We start from the raw sequence: 18,605 nt of genomic DNA, 5'->3' as shown, positions 1-18,605 counted from the left end.
GTGTATAAGAGACAGGTCCTGGGCCTCGACGACCCCGAGACGATGGCTTACGGCCTGACCTTCCCCGAGGAACGCCGCCGGACCTTCGCGGTGGACACCCCGGCGCTGTTCGCGCGCGACCGCGACGACCACGACGTCCAGGAGGCGGTGACGGACGCCCTCCGCGACGCGGTCCGGTTCACCCCCGGGAACACCCTCCTCTTCTTCCCGAGTTATTCCGAGGCCGAACGGTATCACGACCGACTCGCGCTCTCGCTGTCGGCCACGAGCTACCTCGACGAACCCGGGAAATCCGTCGAGCGGATCCGAGAGTCGTTCGTCGACGACGACGACGGCGTGCTGTTCACCTCGCTCTGGGGGACGCTCACCGAGGGCGTGAGCTTCGACGGCGACGACGCCCACACGGTGGTGGTCGTGGGGGTCCCGTACCCACACCTCGACGACCGCCTCCGGGCCGTCGAGGACGCCTACGACGCCGCCTTCGACGCGGGCTGGGAGTACGCCGTCGAGATCCCGACCATCCGAAAGACCCGCCAGGCGCTCGGACGGGTGCTCCGCTCGCCCGAGGAGATCGGGGTCCGCGCGCTGCTCGACGCGCGCTACACCGGGCGCGCGAGCCGGGAGATGGGCAAGTACGCCGTCCGCGGGAGCTTCCCGGACGAGGAGCGCGAGGAGATCATCGACATCGACCCCGAGAAGCTCAAGTTCGCGATGCTCAACTTCTACACCGATTTCGACGCCTACGACGGCGCACCGCCGACGCCGTAGTCGGTCCGTGGCTGTGCTTCAGAGTAGCGGCGTCGTTCCGGCGACGACCGCCGCGATACCGACCACGACGAGCACGACACCGATGGCGAGGCTTCGTCGGTAGCCGGAGCCGAACTGGTCGACGAGGGCGTCCTCGGCGTGGTCGGAGAGGATGAACGGCTCCTCGTTACCGGCGGTGAGGACGACGTCCTCGGGGTGGAGTGGATGGGGCGCATCTGCGTCGGCCTCGGCGTGGCCCAGCAGGTAGACCGCCTCGCCGGGACCGAGCGCGCGTTCGGAGTAGCGCCGGTCGCCGTGGGCGTTGCCGATATCGACGAGGTTGGTGATCGACCCCAACTGTCCCGAGACGCCGCGCTCGCCCGCGACGAACGACCGGACGTGTTCGGGCGGCTCGGACTCGGCACCGACCTCCTCGACGACGGGGAACGCCTCGAACTCGCAGGTCACGTTGTCGACCGCGACGCCGTCGCCGGCGACGGTACTGTCGAGCGAGAGCAGGGACTCGCTTTCGCCCGAAACCCGGTCGGTGAGCGAAACTTCGACCGTGCCGGTGCCGTCGTCGACGTGGAAGGGCTCGGAGTAGACGCCCGAGGCGAGGGTCCGCCAGTTGCTGGTGTCGCCCCGCTCGTTCCACTCCTCGACCTCCCACGCCGCGAGCACCGCGTCCGACTGCCCGATGGGGGAGGTGAACACCCCCTGGTCGGCGTCGACCTCGCCTTTCACTTCGACGCGGCCCTCCTCGTCGATCCCCCGGACCTCGGTGGTCCCCGTTTCGGTGACGAGCCGCCGTTGCTTGCGGTTCAGCCAGCCCGTGTACGCGAACACGAGCCCGACGACGCCGACGACGAGACCGACACCCACGAGGGCCAGGTCGACCATGTACCCGAAGATCGCCGTAAAATTATATTACGTTATCGAAGGATCGTTCCCGCGGTGTCGGCGCTCGCACGGAGGTGAAGGTTTTTGCCGCCGCCGGCCGACTCGTGGCTATGAACGGTTCGCCGCTCGGCTGGGTTCGCGCGGGTCCCGATGGTGTGGAGAAACGTCGGCACGAGGGTCGACGGCGCTGATGCGGCCGGAGGACGAGCACTACTTCGAGCGGCTCGAGTCCGGTCTCGACGAGGCGCTCGGGGTCGCCGAGACCGCGCGCGGGATGGGGGGCGACCCGACCCCGGAGGTCGAGATCCCGGTCGCGAAGGACATGGCCGACCGAGTGGAGAACATCCTCGGCATCGAGGGCGTCGCCGACCGGGTACGTGAACTCGAAGGCCAGATGAGCCGCGAGGAGGCCGCGCTCGAACTCGCCGAGGACTTCGCCGAGGGTCGAGTTGGGGACTACGAGACACAGGCGGGAACCATCGAGGGCGCGGTTCGGACCGCCGTCGCGCTCCTCACGGAAGGTGTGGTCGCCGCACCCATCGAGGGTATCGACCGCGTGGAGCTGGCCGACAACCCCGACGGAACGCAGTTCGTGCGGGTGTTCTACGCGGGCCCGATCCGGTCGGCCGGGGGGACGGCACAGGCGCTCTCGGTGCTCGTGGCCGACTACACCCGGGCGCTGCTCGGGCTCGGTGCCTACGAGGCCCGCGAGGAGGAGGTCGAACGCTACGCCGAGGAGATCGACCTCTACGACTCGGAGACGGGTCTCCAGTACTCCCCGAAGGACGAGGAGACGAAGTTCATCGCCGAGAACTGCCCCGTGATGCTCGACGGCGAGGCGACCGGCCAGGAGGAGGTCTCGGGCTTCCGGGACCTCGAACGGGTCGGCACCAACAACCCCCGCGGCGGGATGTGTCTCGTGCTCGCGGAGGGGATCGCCCAGAAGGCCCCGAAGATCGAGCGCTACACCGCCGAACTCGACGAGGTCGACTGGCCGTGGCTCGACGACCTCATCGCGGGCACCATCGGGGAGGACGAGGGTCACGACGAACCGGCGGGGAGCGAGTCGGCGGAGCCGGCCGGGGACGGGACGGACGAGAGTGAGGCCGAGGAGGTCGAAGACGAACCCACTGGGCCGGTTCGTCCCGACGCCGCGGGCAAATACCTCCGGGATCTGATCGCCGGCCGGCCGGTGTTCGGCCATCCGAGCCGGCCCGGCGGGTTCCGGCTCCGGTACGGCCGCTCGCGGAACAACGGGTTCGCGACCGCCGGGGTCCACCCCGCGACGATGCACCTCGTGGACGACTTCCTCGCGACGGGCACCCAGCTGAAGACCGAGCGACCGGGGAAGGCCGCCGGGGTCGTGCCGGTGGACTCGATCGAGGGCCCGACGGTCAGGTTGGCGAACGGCGAGGTTCGGCGGATCGACGACCCCGAGGACGCCCTCGAATGCCGGAACGGCGTCGAGGCGATCCTCGACCTCGGGGAGTACCTCGTGAACTACGGGGAGTTCGTCGAGAACAACCACCCGCTCGCGCCCGCGTCGTACACGTACGAGTGGTGGATCCAGGAGTTCGAGGCGACCGGGGCGGACGTCAGGGCGCTCCGGGATTCACCCCGGGTCGACCTCGGAGAACCCTCACCGAGCGAGGCCATCGAGTGGGCCACCGAGTACGACGCGCCGCTCCATCCCCAGTACACCTACTGCTGGCACGACATCTCGGTCGAGGCGTTCGAGAGCCTCGCCGAAGCGGTCGTCGCGGGCGAGTACGTCGAGGGGATGCTGGCGCTCGAACCGCTCCCCGAGGTCCGTGAAACGCTCGAAGACCTCCTGGTCCCCCACTCCCAGGCCGGCGACGCGCTTCGGATCCCGAACTCCGCGGCGCTGGTGCGGTCGCTGGGTATCGACGAGGGGCTCGAACGCACCTGGGAGTCCCTCTCGACGGCGGCCCACGAGTGGCCGAACGCCATGAAGGCCGCCCGCGAGGTCGCGCCCTTTTCGCTCCGCGAGCGCGCGCCGACCCGGATCGGGGGACGAATGGGTCGACCCGAGAAGTCCGAGAAACGCGAACTCTCGCCCGCGGTCCACACCCTGTTCCCGATCGGCGAGGCCGGCGGCAGCCAGCGCGACGTGAGCGAGGCGGCCGACCACGACCATGAGGGGACCAGAGGCGCGGTCCCCGTCCAGGTCGGTCGCCGCGAGTGCGTCGACTGTGATACCCGAACCTACGAGACCCGGTGTCCCGACTGCGGGAGCCTCACCGAGCCCCGATACGAGTGTCCCGACTGCGAGATCGAGGTCGAACCCGACGAATCCGGCCGGGCGGAGTGCCCGCGGTGTGAGGGCGAGGCGACGCCGACGGAGTGGCGAGTTGTCAATATTCGGGACGAGTACGAGAGCGCGCTCCGGGAGGTCGGCGAGCGCGAGAACGCCTTCGACATCCTGAAGGGCGTCAAGGGGCTGACCTCGGAGCTCAAGACCCCGGAGCCGATGGAGAAGGGCGTCCTCCGGGCGAAACACGGCGTCTCGGCGTTCAAGGACGGCACGATCCGATACGACATGACCGATCTGCCCGTCACGAGCGTCAAACCCGCCGAGCTCGACGTCTCGGTCGAGCAGTTCCGCGAGCTCGGCTATCACGAGGACATGCAGGGCGACCCGCTCCGCCACGACGACCAGCTCGTGGAGCTACGGGTCCAAGACGTGGTGCTCTCCGACGGCGCGGCCGAACACCTCCTCAAGACCGCCGACTTCGTCGACGACCTCCTGACCCAGTACTACGGTCTCGACCCGTTCTACGGGTTCGACGACCGGGACGATCTGGTGGGCGAGCTCGTCTTCGGGATGGCTCCTCACACCTCGGCGGCGGTAGTGGGGCGCGTGATAGGCTTTACGAGCGCCGCCGTTGGTTATGCTCACCCATATTTTCATGCATCAAAGCGCCGTAATTGCGATGGGGACGAGGATTGCGTCATGCTCCTGATGGATGGCCTCCTGAACTTCTCGAAGGCCTACCTCCCCGACAAGCGCGGCGGGCGGATGGACGCCCCGTTAGTGATGTCCTCGCGGATCGACCCCTCCGAGATCGACGACGAGGCGCACAACATGGACGTCGTGGACTCCTACCCGAAGGAGTTCTACGAGGCCACCCTGGAGATGGCCGACCCCGGCGCGGTGGACATCGAGATCGCCGAGGCGAACGTCGGGACCGACGAGGAGTACACGGGCTTTCGTCACACCACCGAGACCTCGAACCTCGCGCTCGGGCCGGCGCTCTCGGCCTACAAGACGCTGGGGTCGATGACCGACAAGATGGACGCCCAGCTCGAACTCGCGCGGAAGCTCCGGGCCGTGGACGAGACCGACGTCGCCGAGCGCATCATCGAATACCACTTCCTGCCCGACCTCATCGGCAACCTCCGGGCCTTCTCGCGCCAGAAGACGCGCTGTCTCGACTGCGGGACGAAGTACCGCCGGATGCCGCTCTCGGGCGAGTGTCGGGAGTGCGGCGGCCGGGTCAACCTGACCGTGCACGAGGGGTCGGTGAAGAAGTACATCGGGACCGCGACCCGGGTCGCCGAGGAGTACGACTGTCGGGACTACACCAAACAGCGCCTCGAAGTCCTGGAGATGACCCTCGAAAGCGTCTTCGAGAACGACAAGAACAAACAATCGGGCATCGCGGACTTCATGTGAGGACGGGTCGCTACGGTAGTGTTCCCACCGGACGCGACGGTCCCGGTGCGGAGCTATACCTGCAATCCGGCTGAGGGTGGTCGACGTGCTCAGTCGTCGGCCAGTCGGTCGAGGATCGGTCGTTGTTCCCCGGTCAGTTCGTCCATACCGTCCACGAGTTCGCTTTCTTCCTCGGCTTCCTGTTCACTCGTAGGGAGGCGATAGTGGTGGTGCATCACCGAACCCGACCCTGGGACCGACACACCGGACAGCCGAGTTCGCGGGTCGGCACGAACATCGTCCCACAGGTGAGACACTGGGCCGTCATCCGCTGTCGTCGCCGGAGCTCCCGGACCTCGCGTTGTAGCTCCTCGACTTCCGCTCTGAGTTCTTCGACGTCCATACTCACGACCCGTATCGGCGACGGTCACGACCACTCATTTCGAACGGTAGATGATTGGGTTCGAGGATAATGTGTTTTGTGGGTAGAGCGGTCGCCGAGCGGGCCGTCGTCCAGTCGTGACCGTGAGTCGTCGAGCGAACGGTTGGGTTCGTGACCGGCGAACCCGCTGCTGAAAGAGGACAGAGAGCCACGGGGCGTCCCGTCCCCGGAGCGAACGTTATGCTCTCGGCGGTCCTATGGAGTGTGGAGGATATCATGGAAGACGCACAGTATCGGCTGTCCGGCGGGCGGGAGCTCGGGTTCGACCAGACGGTCTACGACGACCGGGGAGAGCAACTGGGAACCATCAGGGGATTCGACGAGCGCGGGTTCTACGTGCGAGCCGCGGGGGAGCTCGCGACCGAGGTCGAAGCCAGCGGGCCGCACGGGGCGGGCGAGATGGACCTCATGTGGCGGTGCTGGGCCTGCGGCGAACTCGGTCGGATCGATTCCCTCCCGGAGGCCTGCCCGTCCTGTGGCGCGCCGAAGGAGGACCTCTATTACTGGACCGAGGATTAGTCCTCGAATGGACGTGGTCGTCTTCGGCGCGGGGAGCCTCGGCAGCCTCGTCGGCGGGTTGTGCGCGCGCGAACACGACGTGACCCTCGTCGGACGGGACCCGCATATCTCGGCGGTCCGCGAATCGGGATTGCGCGTCACCGGCGCGGTCGAGTTCACCGTCGAACCCGACGCCCGGACGACGGTTCCCGACCGCGCCGACCTCGCGCTGGTGACCGTCAAATCGTTCGACACCCCGACCGCCGCCCGCGCGCTCACCGACTGTGCGCCCGCGGTGGTCTGTTCGCTCCAGAACGGCCTCGGGAACGAGGAGCGCCTCGCGCGCTCCCACGACACCGTCCTCGCGGGGACCTGCACCTACGGCGCACGGCTCGACGGACCCGGTCGGGTCGCGTGTACCGGAATCGGCGAGGTCGTCGTCGGCGACCCCGACGGCGGCCCCTCGGCCGCCGCCGAGCGCGTCGGAGGCGCGCTCCGTGCGGCGAATATCGACGTACAAGTCTCGCCCCGAATGGCCCGCCGTCGGTGGGAGAAACTCGCGGTCAACGCCGGGATCAACCCCGTCACCGCGCTCGCCGGGGTGGCGAACGGCGCGCTCGCCGACGGCCCGCTGCACGGGGTCGCGACCGCTGCTGCACGCGAAACCGCACGGGTCGCCCGCGAGAACGATATCGACCTCGACGAGCGTGACGCGGTCGCGACGCTCGAGTCGGTGGTGGAGACGACCGCCGAGAACCACTCCTCGATGCTGCAGGACGTCCGAGCGGACAACCGAACCGAGGTCGACGCGATCAACGGCGCGGTCGTGGCGCGCACGGACGAACCAGCGCCGGTGAACCGAACGCTCGCCCGGCTGGTTCGCGGGCTGACGGCCTAGTCCTCGTCGTTCCGCCGCAGGAAGCGTGCGGCTCCGAGGACGAGCCCCGAGACCGCCGCGAGCGCGCCGAAGCCGGGGCCCGAACCCTGTGTGGTGCTCGCTCCATCGGACGAACCGTTCGAGCCGTCCGAACCGTTGGAACCGCTCGCCGCGGAACCGGTAGCCGACCCGGCACCCGTCGAGTCGTTCGCCGCCGTGCCGGCGGTCGCGTTGGCGTCGGCCGTCGCGTTCGCGGTTCCGTTCGCCGCGGCGTCGGTTCCGACGGTGGCGTTACCAGCGGTCGCGTTCCCTGCAGTTGCATTCCCGGCCGTTTCGTTCCCCGCGGTCGCGTTGCCGGTCGTCCCGGCGTTCGACGGGTCACGGACGATCCGGGAGACGGTTCCCGTCCCCTCGCCGGGGTCGTGGTCGGTCGTGGTCAGCGCGTAGAGTTCGCCGTCGTTGTCCCGGCCGATGGCGAGCACGAAGTTCCCGATCCGGCCCTCGTCGCCGTTCGCGACCGTGACCTCCTCGGTCGACCACTCCCCGTTTCGCCCCTTCGTCGCGGCGAACAGCGAGCCGCTCGGCTCCTCGATGTCGATGTTCTTCCGGAAGTCACCGAAGACGTAGGTGTCCGTGAGTGCCGGCACGCGGTCGTTGGTGTAGACGTAGCCGCCGATGACCGACGCGCCGACGCCCCGACCCCTGTAGGCGTGGGGGTACTCGATGATCGGGTCGACGAGCGGCTCGCCGCCACGGACGTTGTCGGGGGTCTTCGTCGGGCAGGTGCCGTCGGTGCTCACCTCCGAGGGTTCCTGCGCCCGCGGGTCGAAGCAGTGACGCCCCTCGCGGATGTTCCAGCCGTAGTTGTTGCCCTTCTCGATCAGGTTGATCTCCTCGTAGGAGTTCTGCCCCACGTCGCCGGCGTAGAGGTCGCCGTTCGAGAATCCGATCCGCCAGGGGTTGCGCAGGCCCCAGGCGTAGTGCTCGCCGAGCCCGTCCCGCCCGACGAGCGGGTTGTCCTCGGGGATGCCGTAGGCCTTCTCGCCGTCCCGGCTGTCGACGTCGATCCGGAGGATGCTCCCGAGGAGGTTCTCGGTGACGTCCTGCCCGTTGCCGCCTTCGAGGGGCTCGTACCAGTCCTCGACGTGGCCGAGGTTGTTGTCGCTCCCGCCGCCGCCGTCGCCCATCCCGAGGTAGAGATAGCCGTCGTCGGGCCCGAACGCCATCGACCCGGAGTTGTGTATCTCCTGGGGATGGGGGATCTCCATGACCGTGCGCTCGGAGTCGGGGTCGGCGCTGGTACCGTCGTCGTTCGCCGTGAACTCGGCGAGCACCTCGGTGTGGTTGTAGTCCTCGGGCGTCCCCTCCCGGCTCGGGGCGCTGTAGCGCAGGTAGAACTTTCTGTTCTGTTGGTAGTCCGGGTGGAACGCCATCCCGACGAGCCCCATCTCGCCGATGATCTCCGCGAGCCTGTCGCTGACGTCGATGAACGGTTCGGACTGCAATCCCTGCCGTTCGGTGTAGCGGTAGACCCCACCCGACCGGTCGACGATGTAGTAGGTATCGCTCGAGTTCGGCGGTACGACGAAATCCAGCGGCGAGTCGGGACCCTCGGTGACGACGGTTTCGAGCCGCACCGACGGACCCTTCGGGAAGTAGAGCTCCTCGTTGCTCACCGATCCTTCCGAACTGGTGGCGGCGTCCTCGCCGAGGTCGAACTCGCCACGCATCGAGGTCGGGTGGACCTCACAGACGTAGCTCCCGGTCTTCGGGGTCGCGGTGAACGTCACCGACTGGGTCGCGCCCCGTTCCGTGATGACCTCGGTTCGTTTCATCGTCCCGCCCGAGCGGTTCGAGATCACGATGTTGTGGGGCTTGCCGTCGACGTTCTCCCAGGTGATCCGGTACTTGGTACCGGCGTCGAGCTCGATCGTGGGGTTGGTGTCGCCCTCGATCGAATCGGGTGACCGACCGACCCAGCCGGCGGTGTCGCCGCCGAGTTCGATCGTCTCCGGCTGCTGGGTCTGGGCGCGCACCCCCGCGGTGCCGCCGAGCCCCACGACCCCGCCCGCAACCGCGGTCGTCCGGAGGAATCGCCGGCGCGATACGCCGCCGTCGGGTCGTGTGGTGCTGGTGTCCATCTATTCGATATAGCCCAAATCCTCGAGCCGCTGTTTCGCGTCGCCGCCCATCTCCGAGAGCACCTCGTCGTCGCTGCCGCCCTCGACGGTGCCCCACGGGTCGCGGTCCGCCTCGAACTCCCGCAGTGCGTCGGCCACGGCCGCGATGGCCGGGTCGTCCTCGCCCGCGAGGTCGTCGTGTTCGCCGGGGTCGGTGTCGAGCCGGTAGGCCTCGTCGGCGATCCGCTCGTTGTGGACGTACTTCGCGTCGGGTCGCCGGGCCGCCCGCATCCGGGAATAGAATCGTGAGTCCTTCGGGAGGTCGATCCCGGCCTCGGCGGCCTTGCTTTCGAGCTGATTCAGCTCGACGACGGGTCGATAGTACTCCACGAACGCGTTCTCGCCGCCGTCGAACGTGCGATGGGACTCGGAGAGCAGGGATCGGTTCGGGTCGAACGTGACGCCCTTGCCCTCGGCCCCGGCGTGGTCGAGCACCGTGTGATAGAGGTCGACGAGTTCGACCTGCTCGTCGTATCGCCCCGGTTCGAGGTCGGGGTGTTTCACCATCAGCGGGACGTTCACGATCGGGTCGTAGACGCCGAACTCGTGGCCGTAGAGGTCGTGTTCGCCGTGGAGCTCGCCGTGGTCGGCACAGACGATGACGAGGGTGTCCTCCCACTCGTCGTTGGCGCGCATCCACTTGAACAACCGGTGGAGCTGGGCGTCGACGTGGTGGATCTCAGCGTCGTAGAGCCCCCGGATCGACTCCCACTCCGCTTCCGAAATGTCGCGCGCGCCGGCGTTGTACTCCTTCGAGTTCTGGCAGACCTGGGTGGAGTCGACCCCCGGCGCGAACTGTTCTCTGTGCTCTTCGGGCGGATGATACGGCAGGTGGGCGTCCATCAGGTTCACGAACGAGAAGAAGGGCTCCTCGCTCTCGTCGATGAACTCGATGGTCCGGTCGATGACGGCGGGTGTCTTCGAGTCCGCACCGCCGCCGCCCGCGAGGCGTTCGTGGAAGACGTTGCCGATCTCGACGATCCGGTCGGCGAGCTTCCGGAGGCGTTCGTTGTCGTTCATCGTCTTCCAGGCGCGCGCGAGCGGGCCCGAGAGGAAGTCGCCTGGCATCACCTCGAAGAAGTTGTCCTGGTCGTCGAACCCGTCGGTCAGTCGGGTGTAGGGCGTGATCCACGCGTTCGAGGAGTAACACGAGCTCGCGTGGTCGTCGAGGGACTGCGCGGGGGTGGCGTGTCCTTCGAGATACGGGTTCTCCTGGGTTGCGCCGTGGTCGCCGGGGTACAATCCAGTGAACATCGAGGCGTGGGAGGGAAGTGTCCAGGGCGCGGCGGCGACCGCCTCCTCGTACACGGCGGCTTCGTCGGCGAAGCCGTCGAGTCCGGGGGTGGTGTCGCGGTCGTAGCCGTAACACGACAGGTGGTCCTTCCGCACCGTGTCCATGACGACGAACAGGACGTTCCTGTCTGGCGCGGTGTCCATACCCCACCGTGGAGACCACCGCAAATAAGTAACGCCGTTTGGGTCGCGGAGCCACACGGTCTCACCCGGTTTCGACCGCCGACGTCGGTCGAGTAGCGGATGCAGGCGCGGTGTTTAACAGGCGGTGTGGTGTAGGCCGGGTAATGCTGGCACAGACGGTCGCGGCGACCGAGATCGACCTCCTCGTGGTGTTCCTGCTCGCAGCGGGCGTCGGGGTGTTCGTCGCGAAGGTCGGACGGTTTCCCTACACTATCGCGCTGTTGATCGCGGGCTTTGCGGTCTCCGGGATCCAGGCGATATTCGGGGTCCAACTCTTCGCCATCGAACTCTCACACGACCTGATCCTCCTCGTGTTGCTCCCACCCCTCCTGTTCGAGGGCGCGGCCACGACCGACCTCGAATCCTTCCGGGCGAACCTCGGGCCGATCCTCGCGCTCGCGGTCCCCGGGGTGATCCTCTCGGTCGTCGTGCTGGGGTTCGTGGGCCAGTACGCCTTCGGCTTCCCCCTCCTGGTCTCGCTGCTGTTCGCCGCGATGATCCTCCCGACGGACCCGGTGAGCGTGCTGGCGCTGTTCGACGAACTCGGCGCGCCCGAACGCCTCTCGACGCTGGTGGAGGGCGAGAGCCTGCTCAACGACGGCGTCGGCGTCGTGATCTTCTCGGCGCTGCTCGCGCTCACCGAGGAGTCGATACGAACGAACACGCCCGCCTCGGAGCTCCTCAGCCTCTCGCGGCTCGCCAGCACGGCCTTCGAGATCGCGTTGTCGAGCGTCGGCGGCGTGGTGGTCGGGCTGGTCGCGGGCTACGCGGTCTACCGGGTGATGGTCAACCTCGACGAACACATGACCGAGATCGTCCTCACCCTCATCCTCACCTACGGGAGCTTCCTGCTCGCCGAACACTACCTCCACGTCTCGGGCGTGATCGCGACGGTCGTCGCGGGGCTGTTCATCGGCAACCGCGGCGTCGAGTACGCGATGAGCCCCCAGACCAAGCTCTCGATCTTCAACACGCTCGAGACCGCTGCGTTCATCGTCAACACCTTCATCTTCGTCGCGATCGGCGCGACCACGCCCGTCCGACAGCTCGCCGAGTTCGCGGTGCCGATCGTGGTCGCGATCCCGCTCGTGCTCCTCGCGCGCGTCGTCGCGGTCTATCCGCTCACCGCGATCACCAACCAGTTCTCGCCGAACGGCGTGCCCCGGGACTACCAGCACGTCATGGTGTGGGGCGGGCTCCACGGCTCGATCCCGGTCGCGCTGGTGCTCGGGCTCCCCTCGGGCTTCCCGCCGGGCAACGAGCTCCGCGCGATGGTGTTCGGCGTCGTCGCGTTCAGCCTCGTCGTCCAAGGGCTCACGATGTCGCGACTCCTCGACAGGCTGGGGATCGCCACCCGGACGGACGACCAACGTCTCTACGAACTGCTCAACGGCCGGGCGCGCGCCACCGACGCCGCGCTCGACGCCGCCGAGCGCCTCCGCAAGCGCGGCGACATCCCGAGCGACGTCTACGACGACTTCACCGAGGAGTACGAGGAGGAACGCGAGGACCTCCGGGAGGCGATCTCACAGCTGATGCAGGAGAACCCCGACCTCCGGCGCGAGGAGCTTCTGATCGGCGAGCGCCGCCTCCTCCAGCGCGAGAAGAACGCGATCCGCGAGGCCGTCCAGAACGGGGTCATCGGCGGCGACGTCGGCGACCGCCTCCTCGAAGAGGTCGACCTCAAGCTCAACCGGGTCAACGACGGCGAGAGCACCGTCGACGAACAGGAGGAGGCCTACGAGGAGTTCTGGCGAACCCAGGCCGCCGAGTTCGGCCTCGATATCGACCCCCCCGGTGAGGGCACCAGCGACTGACCGGCGCTGGCGCTTCGAGGGATAAAGAACGAAACGAGAGGTGAGGTACGGCGTTAGAAGGGGGCCTGGGGGCCTTCGTCGTCCTCGGTGGTCTCGCCGGGGAACGAGGGGCTCATTCCGCCGCCGCCGAAGCCGCCCTCGCCCATGTCGGCGTCCATGCCGCCCATGCCCGTCTCGGCGTGGACCTTGTTGATCTCGGGGATCTCCTTGACCATCCGGCTCTTGATCGCCTGGATCGTCATCGGCGAGATCCCACAGCCCGAGCACGCGCCGCCGAGCGCGACGGTGACCTCGCCGCTCTCGCGGTCGAGACCCTGGATCGCCGCGCTCCCGCCGTGCATCTGGATCTGGGGGAAGTTCCGGCGGAGGAAGTTCGAGATCGCCTCGCGAAGTTCGTCCTCGCTCCGTTCGGTTTCGACGCTCATGATGTACCTGATCCGAGGGTGTCCGGCGTCTTAGGCCTTTGGACTGTCACGATCGACCCCGAACACCCGCGCCAGCTCCGCCTCGATCCGCTCGACGTACTCGTCGAGGATGGCGTCGAGCTTCTCGTCCTCGACCACCACCGCCGTCACGCGCTCGGTCGGGTTCTCGGGGAGGTCGACCCGAAACCCGCTCTCCTCGTCGTAGAACGGTTCGGACTCGTTCAGCACCTGCTGGTCGATGGCGTGGATCAGTTGGGAGTCGTACGCGTCGTTCATGGTCCCGAAGGCGTTCTTGTAGGCGGTCTGGAGTTCGGGGAAGTAGTGCGTGTACTTGTCCTCGAACTTCTCGGGACTGAACTCGGTCATGGCGAGCGAAGGAGCGGCGGGAACTAAAGCCGGCCGGTCGTCGCGTGGGTGGGGGATCCGGTGTGCATCGCTGATTCCGCAATCGGTTTGCGGGAGACGTGTGGAGGAAACGGATGGACCCACGCGTTCGCGAGCACGCCGAGATCGTCGTCGAGCACTCCACGAACGTCGAAGCGGGCGACAACGTCCAGATCGTCGCCCCGCCCGAAGCCGAGGACCTGGTGGTCGCACTCTACGAGAAGCTCGGCGAGCGCGGCGCGAACCCCGCCGTCTCGCTCGGAAGCGACCGAGCCCTCCGCGCGTTCAAGCGTGCGAGCGACCCCGCGGACTTCGAACTCCCGAGCCACCGGATGGCGTCGATCGAGGAGACGGACGTGTTCGTCTCGGTCAAGGCGGCGGCGAACACCAACGAGGGGAGCGACGTCGAGCCCGAGACCAACGCCGCCTACCGGCGGGCCGTCAAGCCGATCGGCGAGACGGTCATGAGCGAAAAGCGGTGGTGTGGCACCCAGTTCCCCGCCGCTGGCAACGCCCAGGACGCCGAGATGAGTACGGAGGCCTACGAGGAGTTCGTCTACCGGGCCGTCAACAAGGACTGGGAGGCCCAGCGCGAACACCAGGAACGAATGGTCGAGGTCCTCGACCCCGCCAGCGAGGTTCGGATCGTCTCGGGCGAGGGCACCGACCTCACGATGCGCGTCGATGGCATGGTGACGGAGAACGACCACGGCGAGAACAACCTGCCCGGCGGCGAGGTGTTCACCGCTCCGGTCCCCGACTCCGTCGAGGGCGAGGTCCACTTCGACAAACCCGTGATGGCGCAGGGTCGGGAGGTCACCGACGTCTCGCTCTCGTTCGAAGGGGGCGAGGTGGTCGAGCACAGCGCCGAGAAGAACGAGGACGTTCTGAGGGCGGCGCTCGACACCGACGCGGGCGCGCGCCGACTCGGCGAGCTGGGCATCGGGATGAACCGCGATATTGACGAGTTTACGTACAACATGCTCTTCGACGAGAAGATGGGCGATACGATCCACCTCGCGCTCGGGATGGCCTACGAGGAGACCGTCGGCGAGGACCGGGAGCGAAACGACAGCGCGCTCCACATGGACATGATCGTCGACATGAGCCGGGAGTCGCGGATCGAGGTGGATGGGGAGGTCGTCCAGCGAAACGGTACCTTCCGGTTCGAGGACGGCTTCGAGGAGTAGTTCAGGCAATTGATCGTTCTCTCGGGACGGATCTGTGATAGGATTCGGTAGCGAGGACCACAACTCACACGACTCGAACGAGGGACCGCTCCGCTGCCGCACCACACGCTACCGCACTACACCACCCGCGACGGCCACACACTTCCCCAGTCGATTCGCTCCGCTCGTTCACTTCGTTCACTTACGTCGCTCATCCCTCGCGCGATCGGGCCTACGGCCCTCCCGCGCGCCAACCGCCCCGCGTCGGGCTGGGGATTCCCGTTTGGCCGAACTGTTTCGGATGGGGTGGTCTTCGGCGACCGGCAACCGCGATCCGGCTTCCGAAACTGGTTTGCGGAATCGAGGCGATCCTCGGCTATGGACCCACGTATCCGCGAACACGCCCTCCTGATCGCCGACGCGCTCGACCTCTCGGCGGGCGACGACTTCGTGATCAAGGCCGAACCCGCGGCCGACGAACTCGTGACCGCGCTCTACGAGATCGCGGGCGAGCGCGACGCCCACCCGCTCGCGATCCGGACCAACCGGAGCGGGCGGGCGATCCGGGCCTACCTCCGGGCCGCCGACGAGGCGGGCGTCGAGTTCGAGACCCCCGCCCACCAGCAGGCGCTGATCGAGGCGGCCGACTGCCACGCCATCGTCCGCGGCCACGGGAACGTCACCGAGCTCGGCGACGTCGACCCCGACGTGAACGCGGCCTACGAGAAGGCCCACGGCCCGATCCTGAACGAACGGCTCTCGGACCGCTGGACCCTGACCCAGTACCCCACCCCGGCGAACGCCCAGCTCGCCGAGATGAGTACGGAGGCCTACGAGAACTTCGTCTACGACGCGGTCCTGAAGGACTGGGACGCCCAGGCCGAGTTCCAGGAGAACTTGGTCGAGGTCCTGGACCCCGGCGAGGAGGTCCGGATCGTCTCCGGTGAGGGCACCGACGTTCGGATGTCGATCGCGGGCAACCTCGCGATCAACGACACCGACACCCACAACCTGCCCGGCGGCGAGGTGTTCACCGCCCCCGTTCCCGACTCCGTCGAGGGCGCGGTCCACTTCGACAAGCCGGTCTACCGCCGTGGGCGCGAGATTACGGACGTCCAGCTCAGCTTCGAGGGCGGCGAGGTGGTCGAACACAGCGCCGAGAAGAACGAGGACCTCCTCGAAACGATCCTCGACACCGACGCGGGCGCGCGCCGACTCGGGGAACTCGGCATCGGGATGAACCGCGACATCGACCGCTTCACCTACAACATGCTCTTCGACGAGAAGATGGGCGATACGGTCCACATGGCCGTCGGACGGGCCTACGACGACAACGTCGGCGAGGGCAACGAGCAGAACCAGAGCGCCCAGCACGTAGACATGATCGTCGACATGGGCGAGGACTCCCGGATCGAGGTCGACGGCGAGGTCGTCCAGCGCGACGGGACCTTCCGGTTCGAGGACGGCTTCGAGGGCTGATCAGGACGCCTCGAATCGACGGACGATTTCGTCGGACCGTTCCCGCGACCGTCTTCGACTCCCTTCGATCGCCGCTTCGAGTTCCTCGGCTTCCTCGTCGGAGAGGATATCGGCGAGTTCGAGCAACGACCGCTCGCCGGCCACTCGGATTAGGTTCGCCTAAAGATCGAAGCCGTTATCACGTTTTAGCCGAGCCTAAAACGCATGGCGAGCGAAGACGGCGGTCGTGAGGCACCGACCCGGCGGGAGTACGTGAAGTACGGCGGAGCGGTCGTCGGCGGCGGATTGTTCGCCGGCTGTTCCGGCGATGGATCGGGGACGACGCCAGCTCGGACGACGGACGGAGCCGGAACGGAGTCCGCTTCGAGAACCGAGACGGACGCGTCGGACGGGTCGTACTCGGTGACGATGGCCCCCGCGGGCACCGTCGAGTTCGAAACGCCCCCGGAGAGCGTCTTCACCGTTCTCGTGCATCACACGGACATGGTGGTCGCGCTCGGGCACGGCGACGCGCTCAACGCGATGTACAGCCCCGCCAATTTCGAGGGGAACTACGACAAAGTCCTCGAACGGCTCGACGGTGTCTCGGTGGATTGGTCGGGTCTCTACGACTCGTGGAACCCCGACAAGGAAGCGCTCTACGAGCTCGATAGCGACCTCCACCTGGCCGACCCGGCGTACGTCTCGACGATGGACGCGTGGGATACCGCGGACGTCGAGGAAGTCCGGACGGCGGTCGCACCGTGGTTCGGGAACGCGCTGAGTCGGAACCACGCCGACCCGCCGGCGGACTGGGCGGACCGGTATCAGTACTACTCCCTCTGGGAGGTCTTCGAGAGGGTCGCACAGGTCTTCAAGGAGCAAGCACGCTACAACGCGCTCTCGGACGTCAAGGCCGATCTGGACGAGACGGTCGCCTCCACGCTCCCGACGAGCGGTGACCGGCCGCGGACGGCACGGGTCATGACGTCACCGGACCTGAGCCAGATCTGGGTCTTCCACATGAACGGGCCGGGGTTCATTCGCTCTCACACGCGTCCGTTCGGCGTCGACGACGTGTTCGACGACGTCTCGGAGGCGAAGACGATCGGTTTGGAGGCGCTCGCCGAAGCCGACCCGGAGGTCGTCCTCGTCGAGAACGCGTTCGCTCGGGCGGGCGATTGGCGGGCGCAAAAGCGGAACCTCCGGAACGACCCGGTCGCCAGCGAGATCGCGGCGGTGAAAAACGACCGCGTCTATCCGCTCAGCGCCCGGTACGGCGGCCCGATCATGAACCTCTTCCAGACGGAGATGGTCGCGAAACAGCTCTATCCCGAGCGGTTCGGGACGTGGCCCGACTACGACGGCGGCCCGTATCCCAAGTTCGCCGAATCCGAACGGCTGTTCGACCGAGGGCGGGTTGCCGACATCATCAAGGGAAACGTCTGACGACGCGCGATGGCGGAGGGTGGTCCTCGGGGTGGTCGGTGACCGGGCACGCCTCGAAATAAAAGTCGGGTTCGGGAGTCTTAGTTGCCGTCGCCGGTCTCGATCGGGGTGCGGATCATGCTGCCCCACTCGGTCCAGGAGCCGTCGTAGTTGCGGACGTCCTCGAAGCCGAGGAGTTCGCGCAGCGCGAACCACTCGATCGAGGAGCGCTCGCCGACGCGGCAGTAGGCGATGGTGGACTCCTCGCCGTCGACGCCGGCCTCGGCGTAGAGTTCGCGGAGTTCGTCGGGACTCTTGAACGTGTCGTCGTCGTTCAGGATGGTCGCGATCGGGACGTTCGACGCGCCGGGGATGTGGCCGCCACGCTGGGCGGTCTCGTTGAGCCCCTCGGGGGCGATGACCTCGCCGGAGAACTCCTCGGGCGAGCGCACGTCGACCATCGGCAGGCCCTGGTCGATGGCCGTGTCGACGTCGTCGCGGTAGGCGCGGATCGACTCGAAGGGACCGCGGGCGGTGTACTCCTGAGCACTGAAGTCGGGTGCCTCCTCGGTCAGCGGGTAGTCGTTGGCGACCCAGTAGCCCTTCCCGCCGTCGAGCACCTTCGCGTCCTCGTGGCCGTAGTACTTCGCCTGCCAGTAGGCGAAGAGCGCGAACCAGTTGGGGACCCGACCGCCACCGTAGAACACGATCGTGTCGTCCTCGGTGATGCCCGCCTCGCCCATCGTCTCCTCGAAGGCGTCCTTCGAGAGGATGTCGCGGGTCTGCTGGTCGGTGAAGTCCTCCTCCCAGTCGAAGAAGATCGCGCCCGGCGCGTGGCCCTCCTCGTAGGCGGTGTACTCGGAGTCCGCCGTGACGGTGGGGTTGTTCACTTCCAGCAGTCGATAGCCCGAGTCCTCGTCCTGGAACTCGTCGAGATGCTCCTCGACCCAGTCCGCCGACACCAGTACGTCGTTTGCGTAGTCACTCATGTCCACTCCCCTTTTCACGCCCGGGGCATATATTACCGATACATTCGGCAGGTTCCGCCAGTGCTCCACGTATAGCGGCAACTTCTGCTGGTTTCTGGACGGTTCCAGTCGAAACCACGGGCCGACCGACCGTGAGCAG

At 67.3% G+C, this 18,605-nt stretch carries 17 protein-coding genes; 8 read left to right on the top strand and 9 right to left on the bottom strand.

The window, feature by feature from the left end; genetic code table 11:
* The coding region (locus tag C447_RS03115; protein WP_275039439.1) for a helicase C-terminal domain-containing protein at positions 1–768 on the top strand (768 nt) is incomplete at its 5' end.
* An 18-nt stretch (positions 769–786) separates the two neighbouring features.
* On the opposite strand, the gene C447_RS03110 is transcribed toward C447_RS03115, so the two are convergent.
* Positions 787–1,647: a GIDE domain-containing protein gene (locus tag C447_RS03110; RefSeq protein ID WP_007690805.1), complete on the bottom strand. Its 861-nt coding sequence runs from the start codon at positions 1,645–1,647 to the stop codon at positions 787–789.
* Between the two features lie 190 nt (positions 1,648–1,837).
* On the opposite strand from C447_RS03110, the gene C447_RS03105 reads away from it, so the two are divergent.
* Positions 1,838–5,344 (top strand): DNA polymerase II large subunit, encoded by a 3,507-nt coding sequence (locus tag C447_RS03105; RefSeq protein WP_007690803.1) that lies wholly within the window; start codon positions 1,838–1,840, stop codon positions 5,342–5,344.
* Between the two features lie 89 nt (positions 5,345–5,433).
* Here C447_RS03105 and C447_RS18715 read toward each other — a convergent pair whose 3' ends face one another.
* Both C447_RS18715 and C447_RS18040 read right to left on the bottom strand, forming a co-directional pair.
* Entirely contained in the window at positions 5,434–5,559 is a 126-nt protein-coding gene (locus tag C447_RS18715) for a hypothetical protein (RefSeq protein WP_272942146.1), read from the bottom strand.
* Positions 5,559–5,726, bottom strand: a complete 168-nt coding sequence (locus C447_RS18040) for a zinc ribbon domain-containing protein (RefSeq protein WP_007690801.1) — start codon at positions 5,724–5,726, stop codon at positions 5,559–5,561. The genes C447_RS18715 and C447_RS18040 overlap by 1 nt, the downstream gene beginning before the upstream one ends.
* 255 nt (positions 5,727–5,981) lie before the next feature.
* Between C447_RS18040 and C447_RS03100 the strand changes: the two genes are divergently transcribed.
* Positions 5,982–6,284, top strand: coding sequence for a DUF7130 family rubredoxin-like protein (locus C447_RS03100; protein ID WP_044955808.1), 303 nt, complete (start codon positions 5,982–5,984; stop codon positions 6,282–6,284).
* A 7-nt stretch (positions 6,285–6,291) separates the two neighbouring features.
* Entirely contained in the window at positions 6,292–7,161 is an 870-nt protein-coding gene (locus C447_RS03095) for a ketopantoate reductase family protein (RefSeq protein ID WP_007690797.1), read from the top strand.
* Here C447_RS03095 and C447_RS03090 read toward each other — a convergent pair.
* Together C447_RS03090 and C447_RS03085 are read right to left on the bottom strand one after the other, a co-directional pair.
* Complete coding sequence (locus C447_RS03090; protein ID WP_007690795.1) at positions 7,158–9,281, bottom strand: PQQ-dependent sugar dehydrogenase; 2,124 nt, start codon at positions 9,279–9,281, stop codon at positions 7,158–7,160. The two genes, C447_RS03095 and C447_RS03090, sit on opposite strands and share 4 nt — an antisense overlap.
* A complete protein-coding gene (locus tag C447_RS03085) occupies positions 9,282–10,757 on the bottom strand; it encodes a sulfatase-like hydrolase/transferase (protein ID WP_007690794.1) in 1,476 nt (491 codons plus the stop codon).
* Positions 10,758–10,900: 143 nt separating this feature from the next.
* Between C447_RS03085 and C447_RS03080 the strand changes: the two genes are divergently transcribed.
* Positions 10,901–12,613 (top strand): Na+/H+ antiporter, encoded by a 1,713-nt coding sequence (locus tag C447_RS03080; protein ID WP_007690787.1) that lies wholly within the window; start codon positions 10,901–10,903, stop codon positions 12,611–12,613.
* A 53-nt stretch (positions 12,614–12,666) separates the two neighbouring features.
* Here C447_RS03080 and C447_RS03075 read toward each other — a convergent pair whose 3' ends face one another.
* Together C447_RS03075 and C447_RS03070 are read right to left on the bottom strand one after the other, a co-directional pair.
* Positions 12,667–13,038, bottom strand: a complete 372-nt coding sequence (locus C447_RS03075) for a NifU family protein (RefSeq protein ID WP_007690785.1) — start codon at positions 13,036–13,038, stop codon at positions 12,667–12,669.
* A 30-nt stretch (positions 13,039–13,068) separates the two neighbouring features.
* On the bottom strand, positions 13,069–13,404 hold the full coding sequence (locus C447_RS03070) for a DUF5783 family protein (RefSeq protein WP_007690784.1): 336 nt from the start codon (positions 13,402–13,404) through the stop codon (positions 13,069–13,071).
* A gap of 113 nt (positions 13,405–13,517) precedes the next feature.
* Between C447_RS03070 and C447_RS03065 the strand changes: the two genes are divergently transcribed.
* Positions 13,518–14,612 carry an aminopeptidase gene (locus C447_RS03065; RefSeq protein WP_007690782.1) on the top strand — a complete coding sequence of 365 codons (1,095 nt, stop codon included), beginning with the start codon at positions 13,518–13,520 and terminating at the stop codon, positions 14,610–14,612.
* A gap of 357 nt (positions 14,613–14,969) precedes the next feature.
* Positions 14,970–16,070 carry an aminopeptidase gene (locus tag C447_RS03060; protein ID WP_007690779.1) on the top strand — a complete coding sequence of 367 codons (1,101 nt, stop codon included), beginning with the start codon at positions 14,970–14,972 and terminating at the stop codon, positions 16,068–16,070.
* Here C447_RS03060 and C447_RS17865 read toward each other — a convergent pair whose 3' ends face one another.
* Entirely contained in the window at positions 16,071–16,214 is a 144-nt protein-coding gene (locus C447_RS17865) for a hypothetical protein (RefSeq protein ID WP_153300676.1), read from the bottom strand.
* A gap of 60 nt (positions 16,215–16,274) precedes the next feature.
* Here C447_RS17865 and C447_RS03055 point away from each other — a divergent pair, with 60 nt between their 5' ends.
* Entirely contained in the window at positions 16,275–17,498 is a 1,224-nt protein-coding gene (locus C447_RS03055; protein WP_007690777.1) for an ABC transporter substrate-binding protein, read from the top strand.
* Between the two features lie 80 nt (positions 17,499–17,578).
* On the opposite strand, the gene C447_RS03050 is transcribed toward C447_RS03055, so the two are convergent.
* Positions 17,579–18,466 (bottom strand): sulfurtransferase, encoded by an 888-nt coding sequence (locus C447_RS03050; protein ID WP_007690776.1) that lies wholly within the window; start codon positions 18,464–18,466, stop codon positions 17,579–17,581.
* Positions 18,467–18,605 lie beyond the last annotated feature (139 nt).

The organism is Halococcus hamelinensis 100A6 (assembly GCF_000336675.1).
Taxonomy (GTDB): domain Archaea; phylum Halobacteriota; class Halobacteria; order Halobacteriales; family Halococcaceae; genus Halococcus; species Halococcus hamelinensis.
The sequence above is the reverse complement of the archived record's forward strand: the minus strand, read 5'-3'. Positions and strand labels throughout refer to the sequence as shown.

Coding starts and splice junctions, on each gene's coding strand:
- C447_RS03110 (WP_007690805.1), bottom strand. CDS start 1,647: ATGGTCGACCTGGCCCTCGTGGGTGTCGGTCTCGTCGTCGGCGTCGTC.
- C447_RS03105 (WP_007690803.1), top strand. CDS start 1,838: ATGCGGCCGGAGGACGAGCACTACTTCGAGCGGCTCGAGTCCGGTCTC.
- C447_RS18715 (WP_272942146.1), bottom strand. CDS start 5,559: ATGCACCACCACTATCGCCTCCCTACGAGTGAACAGGAAGCCGAGGAA.
- C447_RS18040 (WP_007690801.1), bottom strand. CDS start 5,726: ATGGACGTCGAAGAACTCAGAGCGGAAGTCGAGGAGCTACAACGCGAG.
- C447_RS03100 (WP_044955808.1), top strand. CDS start 5,982: ATGGAAGACGCACAGTATCGGCTGTCCGGCGGGCGGGAGCTCGGGTTC.
- C447_RS03095 (WP_007690797.1), top strand. CDS start 6,292: ATGGACGTGGTCGTCTTCGGCGCGGGGAGCCTCGGCAGCCTCGTCGGC.
- C447_RS03090 (WP_007690795.1), bottom strand. CDS start 9,281: ATGGACACCAGCACCACACGACCCGACGGCGGCGTATCGCGCCGGCGA.
- C447_RS03085 (WP_007690794.1), bottom strand. CDS start 10,757: ATGGACACCGCGCCAGACAGGAACGTCCTGTTCGTCGTCATGGACACG.
- C447_RS03080 (WP_007690787.1), top strand. CDS start 10,901: ATGCTGGCACAGACGGTCGCGGCGACCGAGATCGACCTCCTCGTGGTG.
- C447_RS03075 (WP_007690785.1), bottom strand. CDS start 13,038: ATGAGCGTCGAAACCGAACGGAGCGAGGACGAACTTCGCGAGGCGATC.
- C447_RS03070 (WP_007690784.1), bottom strand. CDS start 13,404: ATGACCGAGTTCAGTCCCGAGAAGTTCGAGGACAAGTACACGCACTAC.
- C447_RS03065 (WP_007690782.1), top strand. CDS start 13,518: ATGGACCCACGCGTTCGCGAGCACGCCGAGATCGTCGTCGAGCACTCC.
- C447_RS03060 (WP_007690779.1), top strand. CDS start 14,970: ATGGACCCACGTATCCGCGAACACGCCCTCCTGATCGCCGACGCGCTC.
- C447_RS03055 (WP_007690777.1), top strand. CDS start 16,275: ATGGCGAGCGAAGACGGCGGTCGTGAGGCACCGACCCGGCGGGAGTAC.
- C447_RS03050 (WP_007690776.1), bottom strand. CDS start 18,466: ATGAGTGACTACGCAAACGACGTACTGGTGTCGGCGGACTGGGTCGAG.